An 18,024-nucleotide genomic window follows, 5' to 3' on the forward strand; every position below is an offset into this window, starting at 1 on the left:
AACCTTCCCCATGGCGCCGAAAATCAGCATCCAAAGGAATTTTTCGACGAGATTGGCACAAATGGTGTAGATATCACACTCGAGGGTGTAAATCGCTAAACTCGGTTGGTTTGTTATCGAATGTAGAAAAACGTTTCGGCCACGTCACGCACCCTCGAGCCGCTGCGCTGAATGTAGATGGAGGTCTGTTGATCCCAGCCTTCCGAGGTGTAGGTACCCCGGAAGACAAAACCGGAGGGGTGGGGGGTATCGGTATAGATGGCCCGAACCCGCTGGATGCCCAAAGGCGGGCGCAGTTCGTAACGGAACCCTGGGGGGCCGGAGAGTAGATGGGTGCCGGGGTTGAGGAAAACCCGGTCAAACTCGTAGGCCACCCCGTCGGGGTCAATGCCCACCAGGGTCACGTAGCCTGCACGGGTCAGGCTGACCACAAAGCGCACGCTCTCTCCCACAAGGTAACTGGACCCTCGCCCCCGGTCTGGCTCGAAGCGGGTGATGATGGGGCTCAGATCAAACCCAAAGCGTAGACCCACCGTAACGCCGGAGCGACCTGCGGGAAAGCAACTCGAGAGCAATACCGCTAGTAAAGCAAGGGGAAGTATTTTTCGCATACGGTTCACCCAGCAAATTTTAGCGCACCGAGCATTACAAATATCCCAATCTCAAGAGAGTCTAAACAACCCCGCCTGGGCCACCGGGGCAAAGGTACGGCGGTGCTCCTCACAGGGCCCCAGGCACTCAAGGGCATCGAGGTGCTGTGCCGTCCCGTAACCCTTGTGCTGGGCGAAGCCATAGCCTGGGTAGCGGCGCTCGAGGGCTTGCATGTACCGGTCCCGCGCCACTTTCGCCAGGATGCTGGCTGCCGCTACGGTGGGGCTATTCTGGTCGGCTTTGGGCGGGCAGCGAAAGGAGGTTTGGGGGCGGGGCGTTTCGGGGAGGGTTTTGGAAAGGTATCTCCGCCACTCCGCCTCCAAGCGCAGATAGTCGGTCAGGAGCGCCTCGGGCGTTACAGAAAGCTGCTCCAGGGCCCGCGAGGCAGCCAGGTGGGTGGCTTTGAGAATGCCCAGTCGGTCTATTTCTGCTGCCCCGGCCCAGCCCACCCCCCAGGCCAGGGCCACTGCCTGAATCTGGGGTTCCAACGCCTCGCGCACCGGAGCGCTGAGGGTTTTGGAATCGTGGAAGGGGTAGGCCGCCCGGCCCCTCAGCGGAGGCAAAATCACCGCTGCGGCCACCACCGGCCCGGCCAGCGCCCCCCGCCCGGCTTCATCAATGCCGGCCACCCGCAGCCCCATTGCCCACCAGTCTGCTTCCAGTGCTGGCTTCACCGGCTAGAGCTTACCAGATTGACGAAAAGCGCCCCAAGCCCGATTCTTGGATTTGAGATGGAGCACTCACCCGATGTATTGATTGTGGGCGCGGGTCTGGCCGGGTTAGCCGCCGGGCGGGATCTGGCTCGAGCCGGACTGAGCGTGCATATGCTGGACAAGTCCCGAGGGGTTTCGGGGCGAGCCGCGACCCGCTGGCTAGAGCTAGACGGCAGAATTGTGCGGGTAGACCACGGCGCGCAGTATTTCACCGCCAAAAACGACCCGCTGCGCATCCTGATTCCTGATCTGGTCAAGCATGGCATCGTGCGCGAGTGGGCCCAGGGTTTTCCCATCTTAAGACATAACGGTATCAAGTCGCGCACTGCCGGGCACCCCCGTTATGTCTGCCCGGACGGCATGAGCACCCTGGGCAAGGTTTTTTTGCAAGGGCTGGAGTCGCAAGACACACCATTGCCCCTGGAAACCAAATCCCTGGTGACGGGTCTGCATAAAAGTAACGAAGCCGGTTGGAAGGTATGGCTCGAGGATGGGCAGGTTCGCTCAGGCCGCACACTGGTACTCAACATGCCGGCCCCGCAAGCCCTCGAGCTGGCCGACAAATGGCTCAAACCGGAAGTACGAATAGCCTTGCAGGCCGTGCGCTATGCCCCCTGCTGGGCGGCTATTCTGGTGCTCGAGCGTCTGCCCTACCTGGACTGGGTGGGGCTAGAAATCGAGCACCCGGTGCTGGCCTGGGCGGCCCTCGACCACACCAAGCGGGCCGTACCAGACCCCCCGGTACTGGTGCTTCATGCCTCGGCAGAGTGGAGCCAGAAACACCTGGAGCTCTCCCCTACCGAGGCGCTGAGCCAGATCATCGAGGCGGCCCGGGAACTCTTTGGCGACTGGGTAGGACAGTGCCGCACCGCCATGGCCCATCGCTGGCGCTATGCCCTGCCCACCCAGACCCATCCCTGGCCCTTTCTGGCCCAGGACAACCTGGTTTTTTGCGGAGACTGGTGTGGCGGCCCGCGAATTGAAGGGGCCCTCGAGAGCGGCTGGGCTGCTGCCGAATACCTGATTGAATACCTCAAACCCTAGCCTATGGTCTATGGTCTATAGCCGATGGCCAGACCAGCCCCTCGGTTTCGAAATGTAGACTCTATGGTGGTAATCTGTAGCCCCGGATACGCTATTTCCTGCCATTTCTACGATGCTATAGCGGTATTTCTGCCGGGGGTAGCTCTGGCGCCCAATAAACTCAAAAGTGCGCTTGGTGATGATAGATTGTTCTAAATCTTGGCTATGCCGCCCCGTCGCAAACCCGATCCCTACGCCACCATAGAGGTTGCCGATCCCCTCGAGGGTTTGCGCATTCGCCTTACCCTCTGGCTGCTCCCCCTGGGAGCTGTTGCTGCCCTGGCGGCCTGGGGTTTGTCGGTGGTGGCAGGACAGCTATCGCTTCCCGACCGGCTACTGCTACCGCCCATGGCACTGGGGTTTTTGGTTCTGGAGCTCTACTTGTGGCGCAACCCCCACGGTATTCGGCTGGTCTGGCAGATTGCGCTGGGCCTGATCGCGGTGTATGAAATTTTCAGCCTTTACTACGAGGCCGCTTACAAGCTACACCAGCGCGATGGCATAACCCCCGCCGCGCTGTGGTTTCCGATGGTATACCTGATGGCCTTTAACCTGCTGGGTAGAAGGCAGGCGCTGCGCTTCTCGCTCACCTATCTGGCTTTGGGGCTGCTGGCGGGCGGCATCGGCCTGCTTTCCAGCCCTTCCCTGAGCGTGTCTTCCACCAACACCGCCCTCCAGTTCACCCTCTCCAACATCGCCTACCTGAGCCTGCTGTACCTGTTTGCCTATCTGCGCCGTCACTACGCCCAGATGCACCAGATGGCCCATACCGACGCCCTCACCAGCCTGACCAACCGACGGGCCATGCAGATCAAACTGGATAACGAACTGGATCGGGCCCGTCGCTACAACCGTTCTTTTGCGGTTTTGCTGGCCGACCTTGACCATTTCAAGCGGGTTAACGACACCTACGGCCACTCGGTAGGCGACCAGGTGCTGCGCGAAGCGGCAGCAAGGCTGCTCCAGCACCTGCGCGAGAGCGATAGCCTGGCCCGCTGGGGGGGTGAGGAGTTCCTGATTCTGGCACCCGAGACCGACCTTCAGCAAGCCCATCACTTGGCCCAGCGCCTGCTCGAGGCCATCCGCGCAACCCCCATGTCGGGCGTACACGTGACCCTGAGCCTGGGGGTGGCCTGCTACCGGGAGGGTGACACCGTGGCCGCCCTCCTGAGCCGGGCCGACGAGGCCATGTACCGGGCCAAGGCCGCCGGGCGCAACCAGGTTGTGCTGGAAGAGCAGCTAGAAGATGTCATCATCCCCGCCCACACTACCCCGGATTCGCCGTAAGTATGGGGGACGCTGCCAGGCCGGGATAAGCTATAGCCATGCAACTCGACCACCTATCGCCCCACACCCTGCGCGACCCCTACGGCTACAGCGGCAAATGGCACTTTTACCCCGAGGATGTGCTGCCCATGTGGGTGGCCGATATGGACTTTCCCATCAGCCCGGCCATTACGCAGGCCATTGTGGAGCGGCTGCAGGAGCGGGTGGGCTATCCCCCAATGACGGGCGACAAAGCTCTCCTACAACTGCTTATCCAGCAGCAGAGCCGACACGGCCTGACCGGCCTGGCCCCCGAGAACCTGCTGCTTACCACCTCGGTTGTGCCGGCCATTTATGCCAGCGTACTGGCCCTGAGCAGCCCCGGCGACGAGGTGATTACCCAGGTGCCGGTCTATCATCCCTTCCTCTTTGCCCTGAACGAGCACCACCGGATTGCCCGGCACAACCCCCTCCTGCGCACCGAGTCTGGCTGGGAGATTGACTTTGAGCAACTGGAAAGCCTGGTAACCCCCCGCACCCGGCTCCTGATGCTGTGCAACCCCCAGAACCCCACCGGGCGGGTCTTCCGGCGCGACGAACTGGAACAACTGGCCGAGTTTGCCCTGCGCCACCGCCTGTGGGTGATGTCCGATGAACTATGGGCCGACCTGATTTATGAAGGGGAGCACATTCCCATTGCTTCGCTGAGCCCAGAAATTGCCCAGCGCACCGTCACCCTCACCGGACCCTGCAAAACCTACAACACGGCGGGGCTGGGCGGTGGGGTAGCCATCAGCCACAACAAGCAGATTCTGGCTGCGATGGCCCAGGTGCTGAAGGGTATTGGCGGCCACCCCAACGTGCTCTCCATGGCCGCCTGGCGGGCCGCCCTCGAGCACGCCCAGGACTGGCTCCAGGAAGTACGGGCTTATTTGCAGGGCAATCGCGACTTCATCACAGGGTTCATGGCCCAGCACCTGCCCCAGGTCGGCTACCTGCCCCCGGAGGGCACCTACCTGGCCTGGTTCGATTTCTCACGCGCCCCCTTTGCCCAGGAGGTTCACAAGGTAATGCTCGAGCGGGCCAAGGTCGGCCTCAACGACGGCAAGATTTTTGGGCCGCAGTACCAGGGCTGGCTGCGCCTGAACTTTGCCACCAGCCGGAGCCTGGTGCAGGAGGCGCTCTTGCGGATCGCGCGGGTGGTGCAAACAGTGGATTGAGTCCAACACAGCGAATCCGTTGGGCTGCTCATGCAAAAGGGGTAGGTTTGGGCCTCGAGCTCCTTCACGAACTGCTCCAAACTCACCAGCGAGAGCACTCCAGGGGAGGTCGGCACAACTACATCGGCCTTATCGGCGTATTCTCGCAGGGTTTTGCCCCTGGGATGTTCGGCGGTATCTATCACCCATGTGCTCGAACCGCCTGGGCCGGGCCTCCTCGGAACTCGCCACCTCAAAGGGCAACCCCGACCCCTGCCACGCCCAAGCCAGCGCCCCCGGCAGGCTCGGCATCCACCAGTAAGTTAGGGCCCCGCAGTTGCAGAAATGCAGCCAGGTGAATGGCCGTGGTGATCCTGCCCACCCCGCCTTTGAGCGAGGTCACCAGAACGCGCATGTTTGCTCCATTTTATGTGCTTAGCAGGTTTGTTGAATTCAGTTAAACGGCTGCCCCAAGGCCCATCTATGCTACGCTCCTTCACAGAAGCAGCCACACTTTGGCTCACGCCGCCCTTCCCCTATCGTGCAGGAGAGGGCAGGGTGAGGTTACAAAACTGCGGTTTTACGCAGTACCTGGGTTCAGGGCATTGCTCGAGACCCTCCCTACGCTGTAGCGAGGGGCTCGAGGTCAATCCCTCCCAGATACCTGGAGGCGTATGAACCTCGCTACAGCGGGGTAGTCAGTCTCGAGCGACCCCTCCAAACAGAAACCGCATCATGTCGGGAAAACGCCGCGCCCAGTGGCCTTCGTTGTGGACACCCTCCTTGTCTTCCACATACAGGTAGTCGTGGCCGGGCTGCCAGCCTTTTTGCAGGAGTATGCGGTGCATACGGCGCACCCCTTCCAGATAGCGGCGGCTGCTCACATGGGACAGGGTGAGCTCACGGAAGCCCACATCCATGTAGAGCCGGCCTGGCACCTGGCGGGCTTTTTCCACAAAGCTGTAAATAGCGCCGTCGGCAAACCAGAACGCCGGGCTCACCACGCCCGCAATGCCAAAGACCTCGGGGTGATAGTAGTACGCACACAAGCTGATGAACCCACCCATCGAAGAGCCCATCACGCCGGTGTGGTCGCGGTCTGGTAGGGTACGAAACTCGTCGTCTATGAAGGGTTTGATGGTCTCGGTGAGGAACTTGAGGTATTTCTCGCCCTTGCCGCCCCCATGCTTGGGGTCGCGGAAGGGGCTGTATTCGTTGAGGCGCTCCACCCCCATGTTGGGGATGCCCACCACAATGGCCTCTATTCCCTCCCCGGCCAGCTTCTCCATGCTCTCGTCTACCTGCCACTCGCCCACGTAGCTGGTAGCTTCGTCGAAGAGGTTCTGGCCGTCGTGCATGTAGAGCACGGGGTAGTGCTGGTTACTTGTGCGATAGGAGGGGGGCAGGTAAACAAGAAGATCGCGCTTGTTGCCGAGCTGGGGGCTGCGCAGGTCTTTGAATACCAGAACCTCCCCCACTACGGTGTGGCCGGGGCCGGTAGGGTGGGGTTGCCATACTTGGGACTGAGCTAAAACGCCCATTGGCGTATTGTACGGGCTTGCCGTCAAAAGTCGAGTCTAAAGCGAGGCTGGTAGCAGCAGGCCTCGAGCAAGGTTCCTCGAGCGTTATGGCAAAAACCATGGTTAGCAGACATCTTCTGGCCCCTTGGGTATCTCCGCAGCAACCCCTTCTTAACCGTTCATAACGTTTTCTTTAGCGAACCGTGTTTTTGTTGGATAGCCCCACATTCCGCCAAAGCCCCTCGCCCACACTGGATGCATGAAAGCCTGGGGTTTCTGGGCCATCGTATGGCTGGGTAGCCTGGCCTTTGGCAACGTTTGTTCCAGCGCTTTCTATCCCACCGACCCCGACCTGCGCTGGCGCTACCGCAATCTGAACGATAACCAGGTCTACACCCAAACCTTTACACAAGCGGGGGTGGGTGCGCTCCTGGAGCAGCGACGCTTTGCCGCTCGCACCGAGACCACCCAGTGGACGTGTACCCCTCAGGGCTTGCGTACCCTACCGGAAGGCGAAATGCCCATTCCAGGCGGTAGCGTGCGACTGACCCGGCTCACCGGCGTAATCATTCCCAGCAACGAAACCTGGCGGGTAGGCGGGCGCTGGGTCTACCGCTACGAACTAAAGGGCCGCATTGCCGTTTTCGACCTGACGGGTTTTCTCGAGGTCGAGAACCGCATCGTGGCCAAAGAAACCATCAGCGTACCTGCAGGCCGCTTCGAGGCCTTGCGGGTCGAGGCCAGTTTCCGGGGCGAGTTTGGCATTGGTTTTGGCGGCAGGGCCACCTACTGGTTTGCCGAGGGGGTGGGTGTGGTAAAGCAGGTCAGCGAGGGCACTTTTGGCGGGCAGAGCAGCGAGCTGATTGAGTTTGGGCGATAGAGCGCTTATCGCACATTCAGAGCCATGCGGCTTTTAGAAAGCTTTTATAACAGTAGGGCGGTCGTTTGGAAGGGTGGCCAGGCCTGTAAAGGGCGTGATAAGCAGTCAAAATGTGCTGCTACTTTGCTACCCCCAGGCATTTACATCCTCGAGTACCCTTCTGACCGCTTGCTCCAACGGCTCAGGTTCGTTTGTGATTGCATCCCAAAGTATTCGGCTATCAGTCGAGAAGTATGCATGAATCAGAATATCTCGCATTCCTGCGATGAGCCTCCAGGGAATCTGGGGCTGTTGGTTGCGAATTTCGTCAGGGATTTGTTTGATCGCTTCACCGATTACCAAAAAGTTACGAATACAAGCATCCAGCACGAGTTCGTTTTGGTCAAACTCTTCAAACCCCAGCCCCTTTGTATAGCGGCGAATACGTGCTGAAGCCTCGAGAATATCCTGCAAAAAGAGTCTAAGCCTACGCGACACGTCTCAGAGCTCCCTCGAGGCTCTGGCGCACCTCGGGCTTGAGGCTCTGGAAGGTTGTTAGGTCGACTGCTGCCCCCAGCCACTCCTCGAGCGCCAGCTTGAGTCCTACATAGTCGCGCAGGGTATAGCGCTCTAGCTCAACCACAAAATCCACATCGCTGTCCGGGTGAGCATCCTCCCTTGCCACCGAACCAAAAACGTAGAGTTGCTTCACGCCAAAAGCACGAAGCTCAACCATGTGTTGGCTCAAGATGGCCTTCACCTCTGCGAGTGTCACGAAGCTATTGTAGCAACAAGTCCCACATGGGCTAATCGCGCTCTTCATAGACGTGGCCGCCCATCCCGGCGGCCACTGTTCTGTTGTGGACAAAGCTTGCTTGAAACCGGAGGGCTCAAAATGTGTGAAGGCCGCTCTTATTGCCACAGAGCAGTGCGGGATTCTCTCTACAAACCGCCCTAAATCCCCAGCCCCCCCACGCGCTGCTTCTCCACTGGCGTTCCGGTCAGGCCATTAAAGGCATCCACTTCCTCCAGGAAGCGGTGAAAGAGGTAAATGGAGTCGTGTGGGCCGGGGCAGGCTTCGGGGTGGTACTGCACGCTAAAGACCGGGTAGCGCAGGTGGGTCATACCCTCCAGCGTTCCGTCGTTCAGGTTGATGTGGGTGGGCTTGAATTCCTTGAGGGAGTCGGGGTCTACGGCGTAGCCGTGGTTCTGGCTGGTAATTTCGATCTTGCCGGTGAGCAGATTCTTGACCGGGTGGTTGGCTCCCCGGTGGCCGAACTTGAGCTTGAAGGTGCGTCCACCTGCGGCCAGGCCCAGCAATTGGTGCCCCAGGCAGATGCCGAAGGTGGGCAACAGGCCCATCAGCTTCCAGAGGGTCTCGTGGGCGTAGCGGGGCATGCTGGGGTCACCGGGGCCGTTGGAAACGAAAAGCCCGTGGGGCTCCAGGGCCATAATCTGGGCGGGACTGGTTTTGCCGGGCACCACAATCAGTTCGAAGCCCAACTCGGCCATGTAGCGCATCTGGGCATGCTTGATGCCAAAGTCCATCACCACCACCCGCCGTTTACCCTTAAAGGTAGGGAACTGGTATGGGAGCGGGGTGGAGACCTCGGGGGTCATGTCGCGCCCGTCAATGTCGGTCCATCTGCGGGCTTCCTCGCGCAGGGCGGCAATATCTTCGGGGGAAAAACGGTAGCTAGGGGAGCCGAAGTGGGTGGCGTGGGCAATTACCCCCTTCATCACCCCGCCCTCGCGGATTTTGCGCACCAGGGCGCGGGTATCTATGCCTTCCAGGCCGATTACACCGGTCTCGCGCATGAACTCTTCCAGGCTCTGCTGGGCGCGAGGGCCGGCGGTGTACTTGCTGAACTCCCGCGCCACAAAACCCCGCACCCAGGGCCGGTTGCTTTCCATGTCGAACACGTTCACCCCGTAGTTGCCCTGGTGGGGGTAGGTCATCACCACGATTTGCCCGTTGTAGCTGGGGTCGGTCAGGATTTCCTGATAGCCGGTCTGGGCGGTGTTGAAAACCACCTCGCCCACATTCTTGCCGCGGTGCCCAAAGGCGTAGCCGTGGTAGGTGGTGCCATCCTCGAGTACCAGCACTGCGCGTTCTTTCATGCCCAAGCCTCACTTCCCAAAGTGACAATATACATGTTTTTCGTATTTCTATACAGAGCCAGGGGTTTGAATCCGGGCTGGTGAAGATCCCGATGGCTTGCCCAGGGCATTTATGCCCACCGTCGCACCAGCGCCGTTGGCCCAACCCAGGCCCCCGCTCAGCACAGCCGGGGAGTAGTGGGGATTTTGGGCGCTAGCCGACCTTGTAGGCGTTTTCCACATCCAGCACCTTGGTCACGCCGATCTCGCGGCAGTTGTCGTAGAAGGGGCAGGCACTGCACTCGGCGTAGACCTTGGGGGGCAGGGCCTCGCGGGTGGTCACGTGGTAGCCCAGGCTGGTGAAAAACTTGACCTGGAGCGTCCAGGCGAAGATTTGCGGGATGCCCAGGTCCTTGGCCTCGCGTTCGGCGGCCAGGGCTATCCAGCGGCCCAACCCCTGCCCCTGCCGCTCGGGGTGGATAGCCAGACCCCGCACCTCGGCAATGTCGTGCCAGAGGATGTGCAGGGCACCACTCCCCACGATGTGGCCGTACTCATCTTCCAGCACGAAAAAATCACGCAGGTTTTCGTAGAGGTGGTTATGACTGCGTACCAGCATCAGGCCGCGCTCGGCCCAGTACTTGATCAGGGTGTAGATCTGCTCCACATCCTTCATTCGGGCTTTGCGAAGCTCTACGTTGGCGTCCCAGCGCACCCTGGGCAAAACCGTGGTGCCAATCTCGATCAGGTTACTCACATACCCCCCTCAGCCTGCCCTCCCGGCAACGGGAAAGGGCCTTTTTTGAGCCGTCTTCATGTCTCGACCTCGAGCTGCGCTGCCTTGAGCGCCTCCCGCACCGCTTCAGGCGCGGTACCGCCGTAGCTTCGTCGTCGGTGGATGGCGGTCTCCAGGCGGGTCAGCGGTAATGCGTCCTCGTCAAATAAAGGGTGGAAGCCCTGCAGCTCCGCCAGGCTCAGGTCACGCAGTTCTTTGTGCTGCTCTACACAGTGGCGCACAATGCGCCCTACCACATGATGGGCCTCACGGAAGGGCACCCCCCGCTCGGCCAGGTAGTCAGCCAGCTCGGTAGCCAGCGAGAAGCCCGACTCGGCGGCCCTGGCCATGACCTCGGCGTTCCACTTGAGGCCCGGCAGCATGGCCGCCAGGAGTTTGACCGAGGCCCGGTAGGTGTCCATCGCATCGAAAAGGGGTTCTTTGTCCTCCTGGAGGTCTTTGTTGTAGGCCAGCGGCAGGCCCTTGGTCAGGGTGGCCAGGGTGACGAAGCTGCCCAGCACCCGGCCCGCCTTGCCCCGGATCAGCTCGGCATGGTCGGCGTTTTTCTTCTGGGGCATGATGGAGCTTCCGGTAGAGAAAGCGTCCGGCAGCACCGCAAAGCCAAACTCGAAAGTGGTGTAGAGGATGATTTCCTCGGCCAGGCGCGAAAGGGTAATCTGCCCGATGGCCAGCGCAGAGAGTACCTCGAGCACAAAGTCGCGTGAGCCCACCGCATCCAGGGAGTTCCGCATGGGCCGCACAAAGCCCAGCGCCGAGGCCGTGAAGTGCCGGTCTATGGGAAAGCCTGTCCCGGCCAGGGCCGCCGCACCCAGGGGCGATTCGTTGAGGCGGTTCAGGGCGTCCTGAAGGCGCCCGGCGTCGCGGGTGAGCATCTCGTAGTAGGCCAGAAACCAGTGCGAGAGGAGCACCGGCATGGCCCGCTGCAGGTGGGTATAGCCGGGCAGGATGAGCGGGGGCTCTATGTACTTCCCGGCCTCCTGCACCAGCACCCGGCGCAGGGCTTTGAGATCGTCCAGTAAACCAGTGAGCTCGCCCCGCACCCACAAGCGCAGGTCGGTGGCTACCTGGTCGTTGCGGCTGCGGGCGGTGTGCAGCTTGCCCCCCACCGGGCCTACCAGCTCCGTAAGGCGCGCCTCCACGTTCATGTGCACGTCTTCCAGTTCTTCACGCCACTGAAAGGTGCCTTCCAGAATTTCCTGCCGCACCGAGAGCAATCCCTGACGAAGCCGGGCTTCGTCCTCGGCAGCGATAATGCCCTGCCGGGCCAGCATGGCCGCATGGGCCAGTGAGCCTTCGATGTCTACCAGAGCAAGGCGCTGGTCAAACGTCCAGGAAGCATTGAACTCCTGGGCAATCCGGCTGGGGGCCTCGCTGAAGCGGCCTCCCCAGGTTTTTTGCGTTTCCTGGCTCAAAAAGTCCTCCCCATATGTCGATAGTCGATTGTCAATGGTCGATAGCTTGTAGGGTAAATCAAGCCAGTAGCGCGACTCTCGAGGCACCAGCAACCCGACACCAGGCTCTTCTGTAAGTTTAGCCTGCGACCTGAGACCTGCGACCTGCGACCTTGGGACAGGATGCTACAGCAACTCATGAGAGCACCTCGAGCTTCCGCACCATCACGAAGGGCGGTGGGGTATTGGGGTTGGGCGTGCTGTAGCGCAGGCTGGGTTCGTAGCTAAAGCCGAACTGGGTGTACCACTTGAGCAGCTTGGGCTGGTCGTGCCGCACGGCCAGGCGCAGCTCCCGGGCCCGCACCTCGAAGGCCTGGCGGGCTACTGCTTCCATCAGCCGGTGGGCCACCCCCTGCTTGCGGTACTCGGGCAGCACCCCCAGTTTCCTGACCTCCCAGACCCCGCGCTCCCTGGGGTCGGGGTGGCGCACCAGGCGCACCGTGCCCACCACCTCGCCTCTGTCCAGCGCAACCCAGGCGTAGCCGCGCTCGAGGTCAGCCTGCACGCGCTCCACCGTCTCCTGGTGGCCCGAGGAGTCCGGGGCCACCCGGTCGGCCCAGGCCTGGCGCACCATCCGGGCAATGGCCTCCGCATCGGCAGGGGTAGCCCGGCGAATCTGCACCTGGGTTGATTCAGTCTGCATCGCAAACCTCACCCAGGCCACAAGACCCCGGTCTAAATAACGGCTGTCCCTCGAGCCTCGACATCTGACCCTCGACTAAGTACCTCCCGCCTATGTTTTGGATAATGGCATGATCGAAAATCATTCGGGCATTGCGCCCGGAGCATGATTTTCTAGCGTGGCCTGGATTCATCTCTAAACCTTATGCGGGCGCAACTTAGTCCTTTGGCTGGGCCTTGGCCCGCACCCGCAGCCGCAGCGAGTTGAGCTTGATGAAGCCCTCGGCGTCGGCCTGGTTGTAGCCGCCCTTCTCGTCGAAGGAGACCAGGCTCTTGTCGTAAAGCGAGAGGGGCGAGCGGCGCCCGGCCAGGATGATATTGCCCTTGTAGAGCTTGAAGCGCACCGTACCGGTGACGGTTTTGGCTACGTGATCCATGTAGGCTTGCAGGGCCTCGCGCTCCGGGGCAAACCAGAAGCCGTTGTACACCAGCTCTGCGTACTTGACGCCCAACTGGTCGCGCTGGTGCATGACCTCGCGGTCGAGGGTCAGGCTCTCCACAGCCCGCCGGGCGTGGTAGATCAGGGTGCCGCCGGGGGTCTCGTAGACGCCCCGCGACTTCATGCCCACAAAGCGGTTTTCCACCAGGTCTACCCGTCCGATGCCGTGCCGACCCCCAATCTCGTTGAGGCGGGCCAGCAGGCTGGCCGGTGAAAGGCGCTCGCCATTCACACCGACCACATCGCCGCCCTCTACCTGAATCTCCACCAGCTCGGGCTCATCCGGCGCGTCCCAGGGGTCTTGGGTCAGGCGGAACATCCCGGCGGGAGGCTCGGCCCAGGGGTCTTCCAGCACGCCCCCCTCGAAGGAGTTGTGCAGCAGGTTGGAGTCCACGCTGTAGGGCTTCTCGAGGGTGGTGGGTACGGGAATCCCGTGTATAGCGGCGTATTCCATCATCTGCGGGCGGCTTATGAGGTTCCATTCGCGCCAGGGCGCAATCACCTTGATGTCGGGCTTGAGCGAGTAAGCCGTAAGCTCGAAGCGCACCTGATCGTTGCCCTTGCCGGTGGCCCCGTGCGAGATGGCCTCGGCTCCTTCTTCCTGGGCAATGCGTACGAGGTGCTTGGCGATGAGGGGCCGGGCGATGGAGGTGCCCAGCAGGTAGTAGCCCTCGTAGAGGGCCCCGGAGCGCATCATGGGGAAGACAAAGTCCCGAACAAACTCCTCGCGCAAATCCAGGGCGTAGGCCTTGCTGGCCCCGGTCTTGAGGGCCTTAACCCGGGCTTCCTCGACCTCCTCACCCTGCCCGATGTCGGCCGTAAAGGTGATGACCTCCGCGTTGTAGTTCTCGATCAGCCACTTAAGGATGATGCTGGTATCCAGGCCGCCGGAGTATGCGAGTACGATTTTCATTCATTCACCTCAGGGTTGGGGACAAACCCCACAAAGCCATACAGTACCGCCAAATCTCCTGTGGTACAACCGATGGCCTGCGGCAAACATACTGAATAAGGATACAAATGCAAGTATAAGTAGTCAAGGCCGTTTTTATTGCACTAGACCTGATTTTTCAGACTTATTGTGCTCAAAGACAGAACCAGAAATCGCATTATCATGCCTGGCTTGGGGGTTAGTACAGGTATAATCGTAAAATGTAAGTGCATAAATGTTCAAATGGTCAATTTGGAAGTTTTAGCTTCGTTGAAGCGCACCGATGACTAACTACCAGGGCGCGGAGTACCCTGCATCAAATCTGCCGCAAATCTTCCAGCAGTTGCCAGCCCACCGTTTGAGGAGTGGCCTCGAGGTAGGGCTTTAGCTCCCGGCTCACCCGCTCGGCCAGGGGTTTCAGTGCGGCGGGCTCCTGCTCGGTTCGCACCAGCAGCGTTACCTGGTAGAACTGCTGGGTCTCGGTGGGGGTGCCATCCTCGAAAAAGGTCATGGGGGCTCGCACCTTGTCTATGAGCACATGCACCTCTCCCAGTTGGCGGGGCAGGGCCTCGCGGGGGTCGAAGGCCAGGTCTTTGGGGTGCCACAGATACCCCTGAAACAGCTTGACGGCTTTCATCTCAACCACGTATCTGATTTTCACCGCAGCATCAAAAAGCAAAAGTGGTTTTGCTCAGCCCCCCAAAAACCTCTACTCTACCCGCGCGACCTCAACCCCGTCGCGCAAATAGACCCTGGGCAACCGGGGCGAAAGCCGCACCGCCGGTTCGTAGCTCACGGTGCCGGTGAGTTCGGCCCAGCCCCACAGGCTGCTGGTGGGGTCAAAGTCGGGGGTGACCACTTCAAATACCTCATCCAACCCCACTGGCGCGGGAATCTTCACCGTAATCTGATCCATCGAGACCCGCCCCACCACCGGACAGATGCAGGGGGCTCCGCGCTCTGGGTAAAAACGAACCGTAGCCCGGTTGTAGACCAGGCGCGGCATGCCATCGGCATACCCCACCGGCAGGGTGGCAATCCACTCGAGGCCCTGGGTGGTGTAGAGGCCGCTGTAACCGATTCTGCGCCCGGGCGGAAGCAGCTTGACCTGGGTGGGTTTGGCCAGCAAACGGGCTATGGGCCGCAGGCCCAGGTTGGGTAGCAGGCCGTACAGACCGATGCCGGGTCGCACCGCGCTCAGGCCATATTCGCCGTAGTTGACGGTGCCGGCGGTGTTGCACAGGTGATAGAAGTAGCCCGGTCCAAAGACCTTCTGTACCTCCTGAAACCGGGCCATCTGCTCCCTTGTCCAGGGTTCGTCCTCCTCGGCATCGGCAAAATGGGAGTAGATGCCCTGGATAAGCAGGTTTTCGTAGCGGACAAAGTGTTCCTTGATCAGGGGCGCATCCTCGGGCTGGAAACCCACCCGGCCCATGCCGGTATCGAACTCGAGGTGTACCGCCACGGCTTTACCCAGTGCGTTGAGGGCCTCGGCGCTCTCGAGGGTCGAGATCGAAGGAATCAGGTCAAGCTCCACCACTTCCCTGGCCTGCTGGGGGTGCAGGCTTCCCATCAACAGGATGCGGGCCACAATGCCGGCCTTCCGCAGTTCGCGGGCTTCGTGGGTGGTGGCCACCGCCAGCCCCCAAGCCCCCAGGCGCAATAATTCCTTGCCCACCTCCACCGCCCCGTGGCCATAGGCATTGGCCTTGACCACACCGATTAGAGCCACGTCTCCGGCGCTTTTTCGCAGAAGATGGAAGTTATGGGCCAGGGCATCGAGATCAACTTCCAACCAGGCAGGGCGCATGAGGGATAGTCTATAGCGCACCGTTCACAGCGCTACACTTTACGAATCTTCATGCTCTGTACCTGCCCGGTTTCGGCGTTGATGCGAAAAATCTTGTACTCACGGGTGCGGGCTGCATCGCCCAGGCTCAAGTAGGCGGTGGGTTCGCGCACCACAAAGGAAAGGGTCACCTCCCAGAACTGATTGTCGGGGGAGAGTTCGACCTCCTCGAGCCGCAGTTCAGGAATTTGTTTGTCGGTAAAAAGCGTCTGGATGTACTCGGTGGCAATCTTGACCGCTTCTTTGACCTCGAGCATAAGGCGATTGTACCGTACTGCACACCTCCCGACGCCTTCAGGCCCACCCATACCGCTCAGTTGGCGGGGAATTTGTTGCCCAGATAGTTGAGCACATCCAGTAGGGCCAGGTTGCCCTGCTCGCCATCACCATGACCAAAGTTGTCATAGACCAGCAGGTAGCGCTTCCCCCCCCAGTTGCCCCTGGGTACCTCACCCCCTGCCCAGCTCAGACCAGCCGCCTCACACCCGGCGGGTGCTGTGGTCGAGGTGGTGTTGTTGGCGCTGATGCGGAAACTGGTAAACCCCCCCACCGCCTTGACCAGATTGCAGGACTGACCCGGTAGAACCAACCAATCCAGGGCCCCGTGCACCACCAGCATTGAACCAGGCCAGTTGCTAAGGCTGGCGGCGTATTCGATGGGTGAGCGAACCCGGTAGCTTTGGGGCGTCTGGGCTGGAGTTCCACCGAGCGCCGTTTGTAACAAAGGAATTAGGGTTTGGCTCGCACGTTTTTGGTTGCTATCACCGGAAGTCGCAAGCTGCTCAAGCTGTTGATACTCCGAAATCCAGTCAGTGGGGCCGAAAAGATCAATCAAGACCTGGGCCGGTGCGCCTTTCTGCACCGCACGCAAGCTGATGCATCCCCCATGCGAACCCCCTGCCACCGCCACCCGGTTGGGGTTCGCGTAGGGCATGGTGCGCCCAATCGCCAGCATCTGTAGCACATCGTCCACCTCCCCCTGGCAGACCTCAATGCGACCCTCAGAACCATCCTCGCCACGATAGGAAGACATCAATACCACATACCCCAAGAAAGCCAGGTTCTGGCATAGATTCGCGTCGCCTACCTGGAGGCCTTCAAAGCCACCGTGGTTCCAGACGACAATTGGGAACTGTCCGGCCCGGTTGGGACGGCAAATCTGCCCAAAAATCTTGAGGCCACCACTACGGTACATGACTTTCTCCCGCAGCAAAAATACATCTTGATAGAGGGTCTGCACCGATTCCCACTGATTGGGGCTCACCGGGGAGGGTGGGGTACAACCGACCAGGCCCCAGACAAGTGCCATCAGGCCAATTCTTTTGTGCATGGACTGATTGTATGCTTTATCCCATCAGAAAGGTTCGCTATTGCTGCACAGCAGATTTTTTACGGTAAGCTGTGCTTCGTGCCACGCAAAATCATCCTCGACTGCGACCCCGGACACGACGACGCCATCGCCATCATGCTGGCCCTGGCCAGCGAGGAACTCGAGGTTCTGGGCATCACCACCGTTTACGGCAATGTGAGCCTCGAGCGCACCACCCGCAACGCCCTGGTGGTGCGGGAGGTACTGGGCAAAAGCGTGCCCATTTATGCAGGCGCCGACCGACCCCTGGTGCGCGACCGCATCAGCGCCGAGGCGGTTCACGGGGTCTCGGGGCTCGAGGGCCCCCATCTGCCCACCCCCACCGGCCAAGCCGAGCCCCAGCACGCCGTTCATTTCATCATCGAGCAGGTGCTCCAGCACCCCGGCGAGGTCACGCTGGTGCCGGTGGGAGCCCTCACCAATATCGCGCTAGCCATGCGCCTCGAACCTAGAATCATTCCCCAGATCAGGGAGATTGTGCTGATGGGCGGCTCCATTGACATCGGCAACTGGTCGCCAAGCGCCGAGTTCAACATCTTGTGCGACCCCCACGCGGCCAAGATTGTCTTTGGGGCGGGGGTTCCCCTGGTGATGATGGGCCTCAACCTGACCCATCAGACCGTGGCCCACCCGGCCCGGGTGGAGCGTTTCCGCGCCCTGGGCACCCGGGTAGGGGCATTCACGGCAGAGCTGCTCGAGTTCTTCCGCGAGCACCACATCCAGCGCTACAAGTGGGATGGCGCCCCCATCCACGACGCCTGCGCGGTGGCTTTCTTGCTGCGGCCCGACCTGTTCAAAACCGCCCTGTTCAACGTGGAAATCGAGGCCAACGAAGGGCTGGCCTTTGGGCGCACGGTCTGCGACTACTGGCGCGTGACCGGCAAACCACCCAACTGCGAGGTAGGGCTCGAGATTGACGCCGAAGGCTTCTACGATTTGCTGGTAGAGCGCATTGGGCGCTACAATAGCTGATAGCCGATGGCCTATAGCTAATCACTGGTGCTAGTCACAAAACGATGTCAGCTATACACAGGTCTGGGGAAGCAGCGATGAGGTTCAGGGCGATGATGAGGTAAGCCCACCAAGCGGTAAAGCCAAGTTCAGTACGGTGATGGCG

General features: G+C 60.7%; 20 protein-coding genes. 5 read left to right on the forward strand and 15 right to left on the reverse strand.

What is annotated here, in order from left to right; genetic code table 11:
• Window positions 1–113: 113 nt before the first annotated feature.
• On the reverse strand, window positions 114–611 hold the full coding sequence (locus tag J3L12_RS11840) for a DUF4384 domain-containing protein (protein ID WP_208015271.1): 498 nt from the start codon (window positions 609–611) through the stop codon (window positions 114–116).
• Between the two features lie 51 nt (window positions 612–662).
• A complete protein-coding gene (locus tag J3L12_RS11845) occupies window positions 663–1,325 on the reverse strand; it encodes a ribonuclease HII (RefSeq protein WP_347708890.1) in 663 nt (220 codons plus the stop codon).
• Between the two features lie 57 nt (window positions 1,326–1,382).
• Between J3L12_RS11845 and J3L12_RS11850 the strand changes: the two genes are divergently transcribed.
• The 3 genes from J3L12_RS11850 to J3L12_RS11860 all read left to right on the forward strand — a co-directional run bounded on the left by J3L12_RS11850 (window position 1,383) and on the right by J3L12_RS11860 (window position 4,933).
• Window positions 1,383–2,408 (forward strand): FAD-dependent oxidoreductase, encoded by a 1,026-nt coding sequence (locus J3L12_RS11850; protein WP_208015272.1) that lies wholly within the window; start codon window positions 1,383–1,385, stop codon window positions 2,406–2,408.
• A gap of 204 nt (window positions 2,409–2,612) precedes the next feature.
• Window positions 2,613–3,734 carry a GGDEF domain-containing protein gene (locus J3L12_RS11855; RefSeq protein ID WP_208015273.1) on the forward strand — a complete coding sequence of 374 codons (1,122 nt, stop codon included), beginning with the start codon at window positions 2,613–2,615 and terminating at the stop codon, window positions 3,732–3,734.
• Between the two features lie 38 nt (window positions 3,735–3,772).
• Window positions 3,773–4,933 (forward strand): PatB family C-S lyase, encoded by a 1,161-nt coding sequence (locus J3L12_RS11860; protein WP_208015274.1) that lies wholly within the window; start codon window positions 3,773–3,775, stop codon window positions 4,931–4,933.
• Between the two features lie 232 nt (window positions 4,934–5,165).
• Here the strand turns inward: J3L12_RS11860 and J3L12_RS16770 are convergent, their stop codons facing one another.
• Both J3L12_RS16770 and J3L12_RS11870 read right to left on the reverse strand, forming a co-directional pair.
• Entirely contained in the window at window positions 5,166–5,327 is a 162-nt protein-coding gene (locus J3L12_RS16770) for a hypothetical protein (RefSeq protein WP_243455182.1), read from the reverse strand.
• A 283-nt stretch (window positions 5,328–5,610) separates the two neighbouring features.
• Window positions 5,611–6,453, reverse strand: coding sequence for an alpha/beta hydrolase-fold protein (locus tag J3L12_RS11870; protein WP_208015275.1), 843 nt, complete (start codon window positions 6,451–6,453; stop codon window positions 5,611–5,613).
• A 238-nt stretch (window positions 6,454–6,691) separates the two neighbouring features.
• On the opposite strand from J3L12_RS11870, the gene J3L12_RS11875 reads away from it, so the two are divergent.
• Window positions 6,692–7,312 carry a hypothetical protein gene (locus J3L12_RS11875; RefSeq protein ID WP_208015276.1) on the forward strand — a complete coding sequence of 207 codons (621 nt, stop codon included), beginning with the start codon at window positions 6,692–6,694 and terminating at the stop codon, window positions 7,310–7,312.
• A gap of 126 nt (window positions 7,313–7,438) precedes the next feature.
• On the opposite strand, the gene J3L12_RS11880 is transcribed toward J3L12_RS11875, so the two are convergent.
• From J3L12_RS11880 to J3L12_RS11930, 11 genes are all read right to left on the reverse strand, one after another.
• On the reverse strand, window positions 7,439–7,765 hold the full coding sequence (locus J3L12_RS11880; protein ID WP_243455183.1) for a DUF86 domain-containing protein: 327 nt from the start codon (window positions 7,763–7,765) through the stop codon (window positions 7,439–7,441).
• Window positions 7,766–7,778: 13 nt separating this feature from the next.
• Complete coding sequence (locus J3L12_RS11885) at window positions 7,779–8,027, reverse strand: nucleotidyltransferase domain-containing protein (RefSeq protein WP_243455184.1); 249 nt, start codon at window positions 8,025–8,027, stop codon at window positions 7,779–7,781.
• Between the two features lie 218 nt (window positions 8,028–8,245).
• Window positions 8,246–9,412 (reverse strand): glutamine-hydrolyzing carbamoyl-phosphate synthase small subunit, encoded by a 1,167-nt coding sequence (gene carA, locus J3L12_RS11890; RefSeq protein ID WP_208015279.1) that lies wholly within the window; start codon window positions 9,410–9,412, stop codon window positions 8,246–8,248.
• A 193-nt stretch (window positions 9,413–9,605) separates the two neighbouring features.
• The gene (locus J3L12_RS11895) at window positions 9,606–10,148 is read right to left on the reverse strand and encodes an N-acetyltransferase (protein WP_208015280.1); all 543 of its coding nucleotides are present in this window, start codon (window positions 10,146–10,148) and stop codon (window positions 9,606–9,608) included.
• A 56-nt stretch (window positions 10,149–10,204) separates the two neighbouring features.
• The gene (gene argH, locus J3L12_RS11900; protein ID WP_208015281.1) at window positions 10,205–11,599 is read right to left on the reverse strand and encodes an argininosuccinate lyase; all 1,395 of its coding nucleotides are present in this window, start codon (window positions 11,597–11,599) and stop codon (window positions 10,205–10,207) included.
• 175 nt (window positions 11,600–11,774) lie between these two features.
• Window positions 11,775–12,281 (reverse strand): GNAT family N-acetyltransferase, encoded by a 507-nt coding sequence (locus J3L12_RS11905; protein ID WP_208015282.1) that lies wholly within the window; start codon window positions 12,279–12,281, stop codon window positions 11,775–11,777.
• Window positions 12,282–12,477: 196 nt separating this feature from the next.
• Window positions 12,478–13,671 (reverse strand): argininosuccinate synthase, encoded by a 1,194-nt coding sequence (locus tag J3L12_RS11910; protein WP_208015283.1) that lies wholly within the window; start codon window positions 13,669–13,671, stop codon window positions 12,478–12,480.
• Between the two features lie 334 nt (window positions 13,672–14,005).
• Window positions 14,006–14,326 (reverse strand): DUF3208 domain-containing protein, encoded by a 321-nt coding sequence (locus J3L12_RS11915; RefSeq protein ID WP_208015290.1) that lies wholly within the window; start codon window positions 14,324–14,326, stop codon window positions 14,006–14,008.
• A 72-nt stretch (window positions 14,327–14,398) separates the two neighbouring features.
• Window positions 14,399–15,499: an alanine racemase gene (alr, locus tag J3L12_RS11920; protein WP_208015284.1), complete on the reverse strand. Its 1,101-nt coding sequence runs from the start codon at window positions 15,497–15,499 to the stop codon at window positions 14,399–14,401.
• A gap of 32 nt (window positions 15,500–15,531) precedes the next feature.
• Window positions 15,532–15,795 carry a hypothetical protein gene (locus tag J3L12_RS11925; protein WP_208015285.1) on the reverse strand — a complete coding sequence of 88 codons (264 nt, stop codon included), beginning with the start codon at window positions 15,793–15,795 and terminating at the stop codon, window positions 15,532–15,534.
• Window positions 15,796–15,851: 56 nt separating this feature from the next.
• The gene (locus tag J3L12_RS11930; RefSeq protein WP_208015286.1) at window positions 15,852–16,847 is read right to left on the reverse strand and encodes a prolyl oligopeptidase family serine peptidase; all 996 of its coding nucleotides are present in this window, start codon (window positions 16,845–16,847) and stop codon (window positions 15,852–15,854) included.
• Window positions 16,848–16,946: 99 nt separating this feature from the next.
• Here J3L12_RS11930 and J3L12_RS11935 point away from each other — a divergent pair, with 99 nt between their 5' ends.
• Complete coding sequence (locus J3L12_RS11935; RefSeq protein ID WP_208015287.1) at window positions 16,947–17,879, forward strand: nucleoside hydrolase; 933 nt, start codon at window positions 16,947–16,949, stop codon at window positions 17,877–17,879.
• Window positions 17,880–18,024: the final 145 nt, after the last annotated feature.

This window comes from Meiothermus sp. CFH 77666, from assembly GCF_017497985.1.
In the GTDB taxonomy this organism is placed as follows: Bacteria; Deinococcota; Deinococci; order Deinococcales; family Thermaceae; genus Meiothermus.

Bases quoted from the DNA above. Each gene is read 5' to 3' on its own strand.
- alr (WP_208015284.1), bottom strand. From the start codon at position 15,499: ATGCGCCCTGCCTGGTTGGAAGTTGATCTCGATGCCCTGGCCCATAAC.
- J3L12_RS16770 (WP_243455182.1), bottom strand. From the start codon at position 5,327: ATGCGCGTTCTGGTGACCTCGCTCAAAGGCGGGGTGGGCAGGATCACC.
- J3L12_RS11875 (WP_208015276.1), top strand. From the start codon at position 6,692: ATGAAAGCCTGGGGTTTCTGGGCCATCGTATGGCTGGGTAGCCTGGCC.
- J3L12_RS11905 (WP_208015282.1), bottom strand. From the start codon at position 12,281: ATGCAGACTGAATCAACCCAGGTGCAGATTCGCCGGGCTACCCCTGCC.
- J3L12_RS11910 (WP_208015283.1), bottom strand. From the start codon at position 13,671: ATGAAAATCGTACTCGCATACTCCGGCGGCCTGGATACCAGCATCATC.
- J3L12_RS11840 (WP_208015271.1), bottom strand. From the start codon at position 611: ATGCGAAAAATACTTCCCCTTGCTTTACTAGCGGTATTGCTCTCGAGT.
- J3L12_RS11850 (WP_208015272.1), top strand. From the start codon at position 1,383: ATGGAGCACTCACCCGATGTATTGATTGTGGGCGCGGGTCTGGCCGGG.
- J3L12_RS11870 (WP_208015275.1), bottom strand. From the start codon at position 6,453: ATGGGCGTTTTAGCTCAGTCCCAAGTATGGCAACCCCACCCTACCGGC.
- J3L12_RS11885 (WP_243455184.1), bottom strand. From the start codon at position 8,027: ATGGTTGAGCTTCGTGCTTTTGGCGTGAAGCAACTCTACGTTTTTGGT.
- J3L12_RS11925 (WP_208015285.1), bottom strand. From the start codon at position 15,795: ATGCTCGAGGTCAAAGAAGCGGTCAAGATTGCCACCGAGTACATCCAG.
- J3L12_RS11860 (WP_208015274.1), top strand. From the start codon at position 3,773: ATGCAACTCGACCACCTATCGCCCCACACCCTGCGCGACCCCTACGGC.
- J3L12_RS11930 (WP_208015286.1), bottom strand. From the start codon at position 16,847: ATGGCACTTGTCTGGGGCCTGGTCGGTTGTACCCCACCCTCCCCGGTG.
- J3L12_RS11915 (WP_208015290.1), bottom strand. From the start codon at position 14,326: ATGAAAGCCGTCAAGCTGTTTCAGGGGTATCTGTGGCACCCCAAAGAC.
- carA (WP_208015279.1), bottom strand. From the start codon at position 9,412: ATGAAAGAACGCGCAGTGCTGGTACTCGAGGATGGCACCACCTACCAC.
- J3L12_RS11855 (WP_208015273.1), top strand. From the start codon at position 2,613: ATGCCGCCCCGTCGCAAACCCGATCCCTACGCCACCATAGAGGTTGCC.